We start from the raw sequence: 13,393 nt of genomic DNA, 5'->3' as shown, positions 1-13,393 counted from the left end.
ATGAACGCAAAAGTCTGGCTGGTGGGCGCAGGTCCCGGCGATCCTGAACTGCTGACGCTCAAAGCCGTGCGTGCCTTGCGCGAAGCGGATGTGGTGCTGATCGACGATCTGGTCAACGACGCGGTGCTGGAGCACTGCCCGGCTGCGCGGATCATTGCCGTAGGCAAGCGCGGCGGCTGTCGTTCGACGCCCCAGGCATTCATTCATCGGCTGATGCTGCGTTATGCGCGCCAGGGCAAATGCGTGGTTCGCCTCAAGGGTGGTGATCCCTGCATCTTCGGCCGTGGCGGTGAGGAAGCGCGGTGGTTGCGTGAACACGGTATTGAAGTGGAGCTGGTCAATGGCATCACCGCCGGGCTGGCCGGGGCGACTCAATGCGATATTCCGCTGACGTTACGCGGCGTGGCGCGGGGCGTAACGCTGGTTACCGCGCACACTCAGGATGACAGCCAGTTGAATTGGCGAGCCTTGGCGCAGGGCGGGACGACGCTGGTGATTTACATGGGGGTGGCGAAGCTCGGCGAGATTCGCGAGCAACTGCTGGCGGGCGGTATGGCGTCGGATACGCCGGTGGCGATGATCGAGAATGCCTCGTTGCCAGAGCAACGCGAATGTCGCAGTGATCTGACAGCGATGGAAGACGATGCCCTTGGTTTCCAGCTCAAGAGCCCTGCGATTCTGCTGATCGGCGCCGTCGCCGCCGCTGCAACCCGGCTCGATTCGATTGGCTGGGCAGCCGATCGACTGGCCTGACAATCCCCGGTTTCACCAAATCGCAGACAAAGAAAAGCCCGGCATAAGCCGGGCTTTTCTCAAAGCAGCGAGCTAATTACTTAGCTTGAGCTTCAACCTGAGCTTCTACGCGACGGTTAACGGCGCGGCCAGCTTCGGTTTTGTTGTCAGCAACTGGACGGGTTTCGCCGTAGCCAATCGACTGAACGCGGGACGATTCAACACCGTACTGGTTAACCAGAACTTGCTTAACGGCGTTTGCACGACGCTCGGACAGTTTCTGGTTGTAAGCGTCAGGACCGACGGAGTCAGTGTGACCTTCAACAGTGGTGTGAGTCGATGGGTACTGCTTCATGAAGTCAGCCAGGTTCTTGATGTCAGCGTAGCTGTTTGGCTTGACGACCGACTTGTCGAAGTCGAACTTCACGTCCAGCTCTACACGAACAACTTCAGCAACTGCCGGGCAGCCATCAGCGTCAACAGTTACGTTGGCTGGGGTGTTCGGGCACTTGTCAACGTTGTCGCAAACGCCATCGTTGTCGCTGTCGGAGCAGACTTCAGCTGGAGCTGGAACTGGAGCAGCAGCAGGCTTGTTGCCGCCACCGAAGTTCACGCCCAGACCGATTACTGGAGCGTAGTTCCAGCGACCGTTGTCCAGTTTGTAGTCAGCGTCTACACCAGCACGGGCGTAGAAGTTTTCAGCGAAGTAGTACTTAACGCCAGCGCCAGCGTTCAGGTAGGTCGACTGGTCGCGACCGGTGTGGCCGTCAGCGGCTACGTTGGTCAGGCTGCCGTGCTTCACACCGCCAGCAACGTAAGGACGCAGAGCGTCACCAGCGTTGTTGAAGTGGTACTGAGCGATCAGGCCGAAGTTGTCGCCATCCAGCTTCTGGCTGCCAGTGCCGTCGTTCGAACGGGTGTGGTTGTTCTTGTCGTAGGTGAAGTTCAACGACACGTCGTCGGTCAAGAAGTAACCGATAGAGGCGCCTGGGTTGAAGCCGTCTTCGACATGGTTAACGCTGTCGTTGTACTGCTTCTTGTAGAACAGTTCGCCTTCAACTGCGCCTTGGCCTTGTGCCAGTGCGCCGAACGAAGTAGCGGCAATCAAAGAACCAATGGCCAAGCCCAAGGTGTTTTTCAGTTTCATCCGTTAAATCCCCATCTGGTGATTGTGAAGCAGTCCCGCAAACCGGGGGACAACTCGGCGGCAAGTCTATCAGAACTTGCCTACACGTAAGAGATATTTGCGCCGAACTAAGTTTCAGCAATGCCTGCAAATTTCTCACGCAATTTATCTAGAGCACGTTTGTACCGCATTTTTGTAGCACTCAAACCCATGTGCATGATGTCTGCGATCTCCTGAAATTCCAGCTCTGCGACAAAACGTAGCACCAGAATTTCACGGTCAATCGGGTTCACATACACCAGCCAGCGATCAAGCCCGCCCTTCTCCTCGGGTTTCGGCGCCTTTTCTTCGGACGCTTCCTCGAGGGGGTCAAGACTCAGTGCGTCCATCAAGCGACGCTTTCGCCGTTCCTTCCGATACTGCGTGATGCATTCGTTGTAAGTGATGCTATATAGCCATGTCTTGAACTTCGATTTCCCCTCGAAGTTCTTCAGGCCGTACAGCACCTTCAGCATCACTTCCTGACAGACATCGTCTGCGTCGCGATCGTTCCCAAGATACCGCGCACAAACGTTAAATAGTGTTCGCTGGTAACGCCGCATCAGTTCTTCATAGGCGCGCGTCACGTGAAACAGCTCGGTATGCGAGCGCGCGACCAACTCCTCGTCAGAGAGCTCGCGGGGGTCGTAGCGCGTGGATAGCGTTTGGGCTTTATTCAAAACAAGTCGTGCCGACAGTCAGGTCAATGTCCACCGCTGCCAGCATCAGCTGGCATTTTGCGGCGGCATACATTAGCAGGGTTTGCCGGGTTAGCGGCTACTCACATGCTGTTCCAGCAGGATCCGATTGGAGAGTGAGACTAGCTCACCCTCATCGGTCAGCAATGTGGTTTTAACCGTGCCGATCTCTTCGATCTGGCCTTCGACCTCGCCAACACGCACTTGTTGCCCAACCTGATACAACTCACGCACATAGATTCCCGCAAGAATCTGACCGGCAATTTCCCGGCTTCCCAGGCCCATGGCCAGCGCAACCGCCAGACCAACGGTAATCAATACGATAACGATCACATGGTTCAGCAGGTCGGTCTTGACCTCGAGCTGACTGATCGCGACCGAGATACTGATGATGATCACCAGGCCCTGGGCAATTCGCCCAAGTCCTGAAGCGTAGTCCAGACCAACGCCTTCTGCCGCACCGCGTACCAGACCGTTGGCCAGTTGCGCCAGCAATACACCCACCAGCAGTACCAACGCGGCGCCAAAAACTTTCGGCACATACAGCGCCAACATGTCCAGCGTAGCTGAAACTCGCTCAAGCCCGAGAGATTCTGCCGCAGAAACCAGGAAAATCAACAAAACGAACCAATAGACGATTTTTCCGATCAGGGTCGAGATCGGCACTTGCAGTCCCGCACGGGACATCAATTTGGTCAGGCCGGTGCCGCCCATCAGGCGGTCAAGGCCGAGTTTAGCGAGCAACTTGGACAGCAAGGTGTCCAGCAACTTGGCCACGACGAAGCCCAACAGCAGCACCACCAGTGCGCCGAACAGGTTCGGGATGAAATTAGCGACTTTGGTCCACAACGCAGTCATTGCCGTGACGAGGCTCTGAGTCCAGAGATCAAGTTCCATATTCAATCAGCCTTATCAGCAGTGCGAGCGTTAGGTTTACGGAGACGGGAAACCGGCGCGACATGAGCCGAGCCGTTGTTCAGGGCGATCATCAGCGCGGGCAGCCAGCGGCCCAGCAGGCTGAACAGATCACCGGCGCCGACCTGGCGGTTGGCGGTTTTGAGTACGCGCCCCAGGCAGGCATCGTCGTCGCGGCCGGACGGCGAGGCGTTGAGCATGTCGCGCAAAGACTGTTCAAACGGATCGTGCATACGCACCTCTCGTGATGTCTGTGAAAGACGCGGGCAAATTTGGTCGGGTCACATGGCGCATCGTCATACCCAGCGCAAACGGCGGAACAACCACCATTGTCCGAGCGCCACCGAGACCATCAGCAGGCACGCCACAAGGAATCCGTAGGGGCTCCCGGAAAGCGGAATTCCGCCGACATTGATCCCCAGCAGGCCGGTGAGAAAACTCATCGGCAAAAATATCCCGGTGATGATTCCGAAGCGGTACATGGTGCGATTCATGCGCACGCTCAAACGCCGGTCTTCGGTGTCCAGCACAAGCCCCACGCGCTCTCGGGTCAATTCGAGCTCTTCGAGATAGCGGGTCAGGCTGTTGTTCAATTCGTTCCAGTAGTCGGCGTCGTCATCGACGAACCAAGGCAGTTTTATCCGCGTCAGCTGTCCGAAAATATCCCGCTGCGGCGCAAGAAAACGCTTCAGCCCGGCCGCCCGGCGACGGATGTGCAAAATGGCACCGTGCTCGGGAGTATACCGTTCGTCGGCATCCAGCTTTTCTTCCTCTTCATCGACCACTTCCGAGAGGCAAGTGACCAGATCCTGCACCTTGTTGGTGAGGTATTGGGCGAGATAGAGAATGAGTTCGGACGAGGTTTTCGGGCCTTTGCCCTCACCCAGCATCGCCAACAGTTCATCGGTGGCGCGCAAGGGGCGCAGACGCAGGGAAATCACACGCTGGGCCGAAGCGAAAATTCGTACCGAGACCATATCTTCCGGCTCGGCACCCGGATTGAGGTTGACCCCGCGCAGAAACAGCAGCAATTCGGAATCGGGCAGCGGCAACAGCCGTGGACGTGTGTTCTCTTCCAGCAGCAGATCGCAGGTGAATTCGTTGAGTCCACTGGATTTGCGCAGCCAGGTCTGGGTCTGCGGGTGACTGCGATCCCAGTGCAGCCACAGGCTTTCGTGTGCCTGCAACTGCAAACTGTCGAGATCAGTCCGGGCTATCGAACGCGCACCGCCTTTACCGTCCAGCACCAGGGCATGCACCAACCCCCATTGCGCGTTTTCTTCCTCGAACATCCTCACCCCAGTGCTTACCGCGATTTTATTCAGGCATCTTCAGCGGGCTCGGCGAGATGATCACACCGTTGTTGTCCGCATAGATGTATTGACCCGGATGAAAGGTGACACCCGCAAACGTTACCGGCACGTTGAGGTCGCCGAGACCGCGTTTGTCGGTCTTCTTCGGGTGGCTGGCCAGCGCCTGAACGCCGAGATCGGTCTGGGCGATGACGTCCACATCACGGATGCAGCCGTAGATCACCAGCCCTTCCCAGCCGTTTTTCGAGGCTTTCTCGGCGATCATGTCGCCCAGCAGCGCGCAGCGCAGAGAACCACCACCATCGACCACCAACACTTTGCCGTTGCCCTTGAGTTCGGCTTGTTCCTTGACCAGCGAGTTGTCTTCGAAGCACTTGATGGTCACGATTTCGCCACCGAAGGAATCACGGCCGCCGAAATTGCTGAACATCGGTTCCAGCACCTGCACCAGCTCCGGATAGGCGTCGCACAGGTCAGGCGTGAGGTAATGGTTCATCGAATAACTCCTGTAACAAGGAAGACGATCAAGGATGTCGCACGCTTTTGAAACGAGATCCGGCGGTCGCTGTTTACCTTAGTTCATGCAATGGTCGCTGAGCGAACCTGAACACAAGCTGAAACGTAATAGCGAAACAGCCACCAAATGTGACCGGAACCGCCCAGTGCGTCATATCTTAGCCGCAAGCCGACTCGAACGAAATGCCCTTTTCAGAGCCTTCCGCTCATCCCGCCACCGCCAGATCCACCTTTTCGCCGAGTAATGGCGTGTGCTGGTCAGCCAACCAGCGCGCCACCAGCGGCCAGACTTCAGCCTGGGCAGTCTTGCTCACCAGCATCTCGACATGGCCGAAATTTTCGCTGAAGCCCTGCTCACGTCCCAGATTGATGAACTGCTTGTGCTCGGAGCCGATTTGCTCGAACAGCTTGCGGCAGGCCCAGGCCGGATCCTGATGATCGCCAGCCGCCGTCACCGCCAAAACCGGCACCTGAACATCGGCGAGCCCCGCCCACCAATCCTTGTCCTTGTCCCCGAAACGCCCGAACAGGCCGTACCAGCGCATGCTTTCCAGGGCCAGGCCAATCGGCTCGTCTTCCGGGCCGCGCTTGAGCCGCGAGCCCGACAACTGGGCAAAACGCTTGAGAATGAAGCGCCCGCTCCACTCCACCGGTGGAATTTTCAGCGGCCAGTATGTGCGGCTGACCTGCGTGCCGAAAAATGCCGCCGACGCCACCGCCGGCTCGCCCAGGTATTCGCCGCCCAGCGCTGCCGCCAGGGTAATGCCGCCCAGCGAATGGCCGATCCAGTGCGGCACCTGCCCGCTCTGCTCACGCACGAACGCGGCGATGGCCGGCAAATCGTAACGGGCGTAGTCGGCGACGCGATTGCGGCGATAGTCCTCGTTGCGCCGGGACATGCCGTGGCCGCGCATTTCCGGGATCCACACATCGAAACCCAGTCGGGTCAGATAGGCGCCCAGCCCCAAACCTTTCGGGGAAAACCAGAAGCGCCGGTTGGAGAAGCTGCCATGCAGCAAGATCACCGGCACACCGCGAATCGCCGGCTCATCGGCCATGCCGAGACGGGTCACCGCGATTTCCACGGACCAGTCGGGACTGTTGCCCGGTTTCAAACGGTAGACATCTTCGCTCAGATCGCCGCGTCGTTCGGCGCTGATCAGAGCGACAGGAAACAGGTTGCTGCTGCTTTGCATAATGCTCTTGCACAAAAAAGGGCGGCATCCAGAGGAGCCCGCCCTACTTGAATCCTGAAGCAGCCGGTCAATCACCGGCCGCTTCGCTCACTGATCAGGCCTGAGCCTGACCCTCAGCCAGGAAGAACCAGGTTTCCAGCACGGTGTCCGGGTTGAGCGACACGCTTTCAATGCCCTGTTCCATCAGCCACTTGGCCAGGTCCGGGTGGTCCGAAGGACCCTGACCGCAGATGCCGATGTACTTGCCAGCCTTGTTGCACGCGGCAATTGCGTTGGCCAGCAGTTTCTTGACCGCTGGATTACGCTCGTCGAACAGGTGCGCGATGATCCCGGAATCACGGTCCAGACCCAGTGTCAGTTGAGTCAGGTCGTTGGAACCGATCGAGAAACCGTCGAAAAATTCGAGGAATTCTTCAGCGAGAATCGCGTTGGACGGCAGTTCGCACATCATGATCACGCGCAGGCCGTTGTCGCCGCGCTTCAAGCCGTTTTCGGCCAGCAGATCGACCACCTGGCTGGCTTCGCCCAGGGTACGCACGAACGGCACCATGATTTCGACGTTGGTCAGGCCCATCTCGTTGCGCACGCGTTTCAGCGCACGGCACTCGAGTTCGAAGCAGTCACGGAATGATTCGCTGATGTAACGCGAAGCCCCACGGAAGCCCAGCATCGGGTTTTCTTCTTCCGGCTCGTACAGTTTGCCGCCGATCAGGTTGGCGTATTCGTTGGACTTGAAGTCCGACAGACGCACGATGACCTTCTTCGGTGCGAACGCAGCCGCCAGGGTGCTGATGCCTTCAACCAGTTTTTCGACATAGAAGCCGACCGGATCGTCGTAACCTGCGATGCGCTTGTCGACGCTGTCCTTGATTTCCTGCGGCAGGCCTTCGTAATTCAACAGCGCTTTCGGGTGCACGCCGATCATGCGATTGATGATGAATTCCAGACGGGCAAGGCCCACACCGGCGTTCGGCAGCTGCGCGAAATCGAAGGCGCGGTCCGGGTTGCCGACGTTCATCATGATCTTGAACGGCAGCTCCGGCATGGCGTCCACGGAGTTCTTCTTGATGTCGAAGCCCAGTTCGCCTTCGAAGATGTAACCGGTATCGCCTTCGGCGCAGGACACGGTCACGCCCTGGCCATCCTTCAGCAGTTGGGTGGCGTTGCCGCAACCGACCACTGCCGGAATACCCAGCTCACGGGCGATGATCGCCGCGTGGCAGGTACGGCCGCCACGGTTGGTGACGATGGCGCTGGCGCGCTTCATGACCGGTTCCCAGTCCGGGTCGGTCATGTCGGAGACCAGCACGTCGCCAGGCTGGACTTTGTCCATTTCCGACACGTCGCGGATGATCCGCACCTTGCCCGCACCGATGCGCTGACCGATGGCACGACCTTCCACCAGCACGGTGCCGGTTTCTTTCAGCAGGTAACGTTCCATGACGTTGGCCTGGGTACGGCTCTTCACGGTTTCCGGACGGGCCTGCACGATGTACAGCTTGCCGTCATCACCGTCCTTGGCCCACTCGATGTCCATCGGGCAGCCGTAGTGCTTCTCGATGATCATCGCCTGTTTGGCCAGTTCGCTGACTTCAGCGTCGGTCAGGCAGAAACGTGCACGGTCGGCCTTGTCGACATCGACGGTCTTCACGGAACGACCGGCCTTGGCCTCGTCGCCGTAGATCATCTTGATGGCCTTGCTGCCCAGGTTGCGACGCAGGATCGCCGGACGACCGGCCTCCAGCGTGCCCTTGTGAACATAGAATTCGTCCGGGTTCACCGCGCCTTGTACGACGGTTTCGCCCAGGCCGTAGGCGCCGGTGATGAACACCACGTCACGGAAGCCGGATTCGGTATCGAGGGTGAACATCACGCCGGCGGTGCCGGTTTCCGAACGCACCATGCGCTGCACGCCAGCCGACAGGGCGACCAGCTTGTGGTCGAAGCCCTGGTGCACGCGGTAGGAAATGGCACGGTCGTTGAACAGGGACGCGAACACTTCCTTGGCCGCGCGAATGACGTTTTCAACGCCACGGATGTTCAGGAAGGTTTCCTGCTGACCGGCGAACGAAGCGTCCGGCAAGTCTTCGGCGGTGGCGGAGGAACGTACTGCCACGGCCACGTCAGGATTGCCGGCCGACAGCGCGGCGAACGCGGTGCGGATCTCGGTGTTCAGTTTTTCAGGGAATTCGGCTTCCATGATCCATTGGCGGATCTGGGCACCAGTCTTGGCCAGGGCATTGACGTCATCGACGTCCAGCGCATCGAGGGCCTTGTGGATCTGATCGTTCAGACCGCTCAGTTCCAGGAAGTCGCGATAGGCCTGCGCCGTGGTGGCGAAGCCGCCGGGGACCGAAACACCGGCACCGGCCAGGTTACTGATCATCTCGCCCAGGGATGCGTTCTTGCCCCCCACATGCTCAACATCGTGTTTGCCGAGCTTATCGAGGGAAACTACGTACTCTACCAAGGTGATCTCTCCACTAACTGTGTTGGAAAAGCTCAGAAACCGGCGGCTCGGGGGAGCGTTGGCCGGCTGTATGGCCTGGACCTGGAAAATAAGTGAGAATGCGGGCCAATGGCGGCCGGCAAATCGCGCCTATCATATCCAGAAATACTCATTAGCTTAAGGCCCAAGGTGCAAATGAAACGATCTGCTTTCTTTATCTCCGATGGCACCGGCATCACCGCCGAAACCCTGGGTCAAAGCCTTCTGGCGCAGTTCGAAAACATCACCTTCACCAAACTCACGCGGCCCTACATCGACAACGCGGACAAAGCGCGGGCCATGGTACAACAAATCAACAAAGCCGCTGAAACCGACGGTTTCCGGCCGATCATCTTCGACACCATCGTCAATCAGGACATTCGTGAGATTCTCGCAACCTCCAATGGTTTCATGATCGACATTTTCTCGACCTTCCTCGCCCCTCTCGAGCAGGAGCTGACCGAGCATTCTTCCTACACTGTCGGCAAATCCCATTCGATCGGTCACAACTCCAACTACATGGAGCGGATCGAGGCGGTGAACTTCGCCCTCGACAACGACGACGGCGCCCGCACCCACTATTACGACAAGGCCGACCTGATACTAGTGGGCGTGTCGCGTTGTGGTAAGACGCCGACGTGTCTGTACATGGCGATGCAATTCGGCATCCGTGCGGCCAACTACCCGCTGACCGAAGACGACATGGAACGCCTGCAACTGCCGGCCGCCCTGCGCGCCCACCAGCACAAGCTGTTCGGCCTGACCATCGACCCGGACCGCCTCACTGCGATCCGCAACGAGCGCAAGCCCAACAGCCGCTATTCGAGCTACGCCCAGTGCGAATTCGAAGTGCGCGAAGTGGAGAACCTGTTCCGCCGCGAGAACATCCCGCACATCAATTCCACGCATTTTTCCGTGGAAGAGATTTCGGCGAAGATCCTGGTGGAAAAAGGCGTGGAGCGGCGGTTCAAGTAACCCGGCCCCGCCCAACCTGTCCGCAGGCTGAATGAAGTATCACAAGCCCGCTCCCGGACCGTGTTTTTTACGCCTCTGTAACATTTCGAAATATACAATCCGCGCAAGTTGCGTATCCGGCCCGAAACCGGATGCGCCAACCCTCTCGACCCGGTGAATTCACCGGGTCCGCAGCATCCGCTTCCCACTTGAAGTCATGGAATGAGCGCCCGCTCCTTCCCGGGTGCGCAATGCAGACAGAAGCTACGCTCAGACAGCCGCGCCTCCATTCAGAACGCTGCAGGACTCACTGCCTATGAACAAAGTGTTCCGCCACTACATCCCGGCCTCGACACGGCGCCTGTTGCCCAATCGCTGGGACTTGATCGCCCTGCCGCTGGTGATCGGCTTTTTGCTGTTTTTCTCCATCGTTGCCCGGGAAACCTGGGCCCCGATCGGCTCCCTGCAAAGTGAAGTGGTGTCCCTCGACCCGAGCAATTTACCCGAATACGCCATGCGCACCACCCTGCGCATGCTCGCGGCAATGGTCGCGTCACTGGTGTTCACCCTGCTCTACGGCACGTTGGCCGCAAAAAGCCGTCGGGCCGAAAAGCTGCTGGTGCCGGTGCTGGACATCCTGCAATCGGTGCCGGTGCTGGGTTACATCTCCTTTACCGTGACCTTCTTTTTATTGCTGTTTCCGGGCCGGGTACTGGGCGCGGAACTCGCCGCGATCTTTGCCATTTTCACCAGCCAGGCGTGGAACATGACCTTCAGCTTCTACCAATCGTTGCGCATGCTGCCGCGGGACCTGGTGGAAGTGTCGACCAACCTGCAACTGTCCGGCTGGCAGAAGTTCTGGAAGCTCGACGTGCCTTTCGCCATGCCCGGACTGGTCTGGAACATGATGATGAGCATGTCCGGCGGCTGGTTTTTCGTTGTGGCCTCGGAAGCGATCACCGTCGGTGACCAAACCATCACCCTGCCGGGGATCGGCTCGTTCCTGGCCATGGCCATCGCGCAAAAGGACATGCACGCGGTGGGCTACGTCATCCTGACAATGGTCGTGGTCATCCTGATCTATGACCAGTTCCTGTTCCGCCCTCTGGTTGCGTGGGCGGACAAGTTCCGCATGGAAAACACCGCCTCACAGACCACCGCACCGGAGTCCTGGGTACTGAATCTGATCCAGCGTACCCGGCTGGTCCAGCGCATTTTGCGCCCCATCACTCGCGTCATCAGCCGAATCGGCAATATGCGCCTGAACCTGCCGCGCACCGCGCGCAAGGTCATGGCCTCGGAAAGCCCCGCCACCACCAAAGTGATCGACTGGATCTGGGGCTCGCTGATCGGGTTGCTGACCGCGTATGCGCTCTATCACATCGTTTTGTACGTCGGCACCGAAGTAACGTTTGCCGAGGTCGGACATGTGTTGCTGATGGGGGTGTTTACCCTGTTGCGAGTGGCCGGGCTGATCTTCATCGCCTCGCTGATCTGGGTGCCGCTGGGCGTGATGATCGGCCTGCGACCGGCGCTGGCGGAAAAAATCCAGCCACTGGCGCAGTTCCTCGCGGCGTTCCCGGCGAATCTGCTGTTCCCGGTATTCGTCATCGTGATCCTGCGTTACCAGTTGAACCCGGATATATGGCTCAGTCCGCTGATCGTGCTCGGCACCCAGTGGTACATCCTGTTCAACGTGATCGCCGGGGCCAGCGCCTTCCCCAATGACTTCAAGGAAGCCGCCGCCAACTTCCGCATTCACGGCTGGCTGTGGTGGCGCAAGGTGATGCTGCCGGGGATCTTCCCGTATTACGTGACGGGTGCAATTACCGCCTCGGGTGGTGCGTGGAACGCCAGCATCGTTTCCGAATTCGTTTCCTGGGGGCAAGACAAGGTCGTCGCCCATGGCCTGGGCGCCTACATCGCGCAAACCACGGCCGCCGGCGACTTCCCGAAAATCACCCTCGGCGTGGTGGTGATGTCGTTCTTTGTCGTGGCCTTCAATCGCGTGGTCTGGCGGCCGATGTACGCCATGGCCGAAAACAAACTTCGCCTGAACTGACGGGATTCGATGTGATGAATACCTATACCGAACACGCGGGCACCACACCCGAAATCTACTCGCTCACCGACGTCAACCGGGTGTTTGGCAAGGGCAAGGACGAGTTGCAAGTGCTCAGCGGGGTCAACCTGGCCCTGCACGAAGGCGAGATCGTTGGCATGCTCGGCCGCTCCGGCTCGGGCAAGTCGACCCTGCTGCGGATCATCGCGGGCCTGATCGAGCCTTCGTCGGGCGAGGTTCTGTACAACGGCAAGCCGCTGGACGGCCCGGCCGAAGGTGTGGCCATGGTGTTCCAGACCTTTGCCCTGTTCCCGTGGCTGACGGTGCTGGAAAACGTCGAGGCCGGCCTGCAAGCCTTGCAGGTCGAACGCAAGGAAGCGCGCAAGCGTGCGCTGGCGGCCATCGACCTGATCGGCCTGGACGGTTTCGAAAACGCCTATCCTCGCGAACTGTCCGGCGGCATGCGCCAGCGCGTGGGATTCGCTCGCGGGCTGGTGGTAAACCCGACGCTACTGTTGATGGACGAGCCCTTCTCGGCGCTGGACGTGTTGACCGCCGAAACCCTGAGAAACGACTTGCTGGATCTGTGGAGCGGCAAGCAACTGCCGATCAAATCGATCCTGATCGTGACCCACAACATTGAAGAAGCGGTGTTGATGTGCGACCGCATTATGGTGCTGTCTTCCAACCCCGGGCGGCTGGTGGCGGAAATCAAGGTGCCCTTCGCCCACCCACGCAATCGCCTGGATCCGGCGTTCCGGCAGATGGTCGATGACATCTACGCGCAGATGACCGACCGCCGCAGCGCCGATGCCAGCACCGGCAAACCCGAACTGAAGATCAGCAGCCCGCTGCAGGAAGTGTCCACCAACTTGATGGCGGGCCTGATCGAAACCCTCGCGGCCGAGCCCTACAACGGCCACGCCGGTCTGCCCACCGTAGCCGAGCGTCGCTTGCTGGAAGTGGACGACCTGTTCCCGGTGGCCGAGATGCTCGAATACCTGGGTTTCGCCGAACTCAAGGGCGCGGACATCACCCTGACGGACGCCGGCAAACTGTTCGCCGACTACGGCACCCAGGAGCGCAAGACCCTGTTTGCCGAACATCTGATCCGCTACATACCGCTGGCCGCGCGGATCCGCCAGGTATTGCTGGAGCGCAACGGCCACCGGGCGCCACGGGTGCGTTTCGAGCAGGAACTGGAAGACTCGCTGACCGAAGCCTTCGTCGAGAAAAACCTGGAAATCGTGATTGCCTGGGGTCGCTATGCGGAGATTTTCTCCTACGACGACCATACGGAGACCTTCAGCCTGGACGATGTCGAGGGCAGCCTGTAGCCCTCGACAATCCCGGT

General features: G+C 59.2%; 12 protein-coding genes. 4 read left to right on the top strand and 8 right to left on the bottom strand.

Annotation, left to right across the window (positions count from 1 at the left end; all coding sequences use genetic code 11):
* Positions 1 to 753 (top strand): uroporphyrinogen-III C-methyltransferase, encoded by a 753-nt coding sequence (cobA, locus tag NH234_RS10270; RefSeq protein ID WP_367256419.1) that lies wholly within the window; start codon positions 1 to 3, stop codon positions 751 to 753.
* A gap of 76 nt (positions 754 to 829) precedes the next feature.
* Here cobA and NH234_RS10265 read toward each other — a convergent pair whose 3' ends face one another.
* The 8 genes from NH234_RS10265 to ppsA form a co-directional block, all read right to left on the bottom strand.
* Complete coding sequence (locus tag NH234_RS10265; protein ID WP_085711904.1) at positions 830 to 1,879, bottom strand: OmpA family protein; 1,050 nt, start codon at positions 1,877 to 1,879, stop codon at positions 830 to 832.
* A 107-nt stretch (positions 1,880 to 1,986) separates the two neighbouring features.
* A complete protein-coding gene (sigX, locus tag NH234_RS10260; protein ID WP_011333251.1) occupies positions 1,987 to 2,577 on the bottom strand; it encodes an RNA polymerase sigma factor SigX in 591 nt (196 codons plus the stop codon).
* Positions 2,578 to 2,667: 90 nt separating this feature from the next.
* Complete coding sequence (locus tag NH234_RS10255) at positions 2,668 to 3,492, bottom strand: mechanosensitive ion channel domain-containing protein (protein WP_065259736.1); 825 nt, start codon at positions 3,490 to 3,492, stop codon at positions 2,668 to 2,670.
* Between the two features lie 2 nt (positions 3,493 to 3,494).
* Positions 3,495 to 3,743 (bottom strand): CrfX protein, encoded by a 249-nt coding sequence (locus tag NH234_RS10250; RefSeq protein WP_065259737.1) that lies wholly within the window; start codon positions 3,741 to 3,743, stop codon positions 3,495 to 3,497.
* 63 nt (positions 3,744 to 3,806) lie between these two features.
* Complete coding sequence (locus NH234_RS10245; RefSeq protein ID WP_085732397.1) at positions 3,807 to 4,802, bottom strand: zinc transporter ZntB; 996 nt, start codon at positions 4,800 to 4,802, stop codon at positions 3,807 to 3,809.
* Positions 4,803 to 4,827: 25 nt separating this feature from the next.
* Positions 4,828 to 5,319, bottom strand: coding sequence for a ribonuclease E activity regulator RraA (gene rraA / locus NH234_RS10240; protein WP_085732396.1), 492 nt, complete (start codon positions 5,317 to 5,319; stop codon positions 4,828 to 4,830).
* Between the two features lie 226 nt (positions 5,320 to 5,545).
* On the bottom strand, positions 5,546 to 6,535 hold the full coding sequence (locus tag NH234_RS10235; RefSeq protein ID WP_367256418.1) for an alpha/beta fold hydrolase: 990 nt from the start codon (positions 6,533 to 6,535) through the stop codon (positions 5,546 to 5,548).
* A 94-nt stretch (positions 6,536 to 6,629) separates the two neighbouring features.
* Complete coding sequence (ppsA, locus tag NH234_RS10230) at positions 6,630 to 9,005, bottom strand: phosphoenolpyruvate synthase (protein WP_367256417.1); 2,376 nt, start codon at positions 9,003 to 9,005, stop codon at positions 6,630 to 6,632.
* A 174-nt stretch (positions 9,006 to 9,179) separates the two neighbouring features.
* Between ppsA and NH234_RS10225 the strand changes: the two genes are divergently transcribed.
* From NH234_RS10225 to NH234_RS10215, 3 genes are all read left to right on the top strand, one after another.
* Positions 9,180 to 9,998: a pyruvate, water dikinase regulatory protein gene (locus NH234_RS10225; RefSeq protein ID WP_085711899.1), complete on the top strand. Its 819-nt coding sequence runs from the start codon at positions 9,180 to 9,182 to the stop codon at positions 9,996 to 9,998.
* 295 nt (positions 9,999 to 10,293) lie between these two features.
* Entirely contained in the window at positions 10,294 to 12,039 is a 1,746-nt protein-coding gene (locus NH234_RS10220; protein ID WP_085732393.1) for an ABC transporter permease subunit, read from the top strand.
* 14 nt (positions 12,040 to 12,053) lie between these two features.
* The gene (locus NH234_RS10215) at positions 12,054 to 13,376 is read left to right on the top strand and encodes an AAA-associated domain-containing protein (RefSeq protein ID WP_085732392.1); all 1,323 of its coding nucleotides are present in this window, start codon (positions 12,054 to 12,056) and stop codon (positions 13,374 to 13,376) included.
* Positions 13,377 to 13,393 lie beyond the last annotated feature (17 nt).

Source organism: Pseudomonas sp. stari2 (assembly GCF_040760005.1).
Taxonomy (GTDB): Bacteria; Pseudomonadota; Gammaproteobacteria; order Pseudomonadales; family Pseudomonadaceae; genus Aquipseudomonas.
The sequence above is the reverse complement of the archived record's forward strand: the minus strand, read 5'-3'. Positions and strand labels throughout refer to the sequence as shown.

Excerpts from the sequence above, each read along its gene's own strand:
- cobA (WP_367256419.1), top strand. The coding sequence starts at position 1 with ATGAACGCAAAAGTCTGGCTGGTGGGCGCAGGTCCCGGCGATCCTGAA.
- NH234_RS10265 (WP_085711904.1), bottom strand. The coding sequence starts at position 1,879 with ATGAAACTGAAAAACACCTTGGGCTTGGCCATTGGTTCTTTGATTGCC.
- NH234_RS10255 (WP_065259736.1), bottom strand. The coding sequence starts at position 3,492 with ATGGAACTTGATCTCTGGACTCAGAGCCTCGTCACGGCAATGACTGCG.
- NH234_RS10250 (WP_065259737.1), bottom strand. The coding sequence starts at position 3,743 with ATGCACGATCCGTTTGAACAGTCTTTGCGCGACATGCTCAACGCCTCG.
- NH234_RS10245 (WP_085732397.1), bottom strand. The coding sequence starts at position 4,802 with ATGTTCGAGGAAGAAAACGCGCAATGGGGGTTGGTGCATGCCCTGGTG.
- rraA (WP_085732396.1), bottom strand. The coding sequence starts at position 5,319 with ATGAACCATTACCTCACGCCTGACCTGTGCGACGCCTATCCGGAGCTG.
- NH234_RS10235 (WP_367256418.1), bottom strand. The coding sequence starts at position 6,535 with ATGCAAAGCAGCAGCAACCTGTTTCCTGTCGCTCTGATCAGCGCCGAA.
- NH234_RS10225 (WP_085711899.1), top strand. The coding sequence starts at position 9,180 with ATGAAACGATCTGCTTTCTTTATCTCCGATGGCACCGGCATCACCGCC.
- NH234_RS10220 (WP_085732393.1), top strand. The coding sequence starts at position 10,294 with ATGAACAAAGTGTTCCGCCACTACATCCCGGCCTCGACACGGCGCCTG.
- NH234_RS10215 (WP_085732392.1), top strand. The coding sequence starts at position 12,054 with ATGAATACCTATACCGAACACGCGGGCACCACACCCGAAATCTACTCG.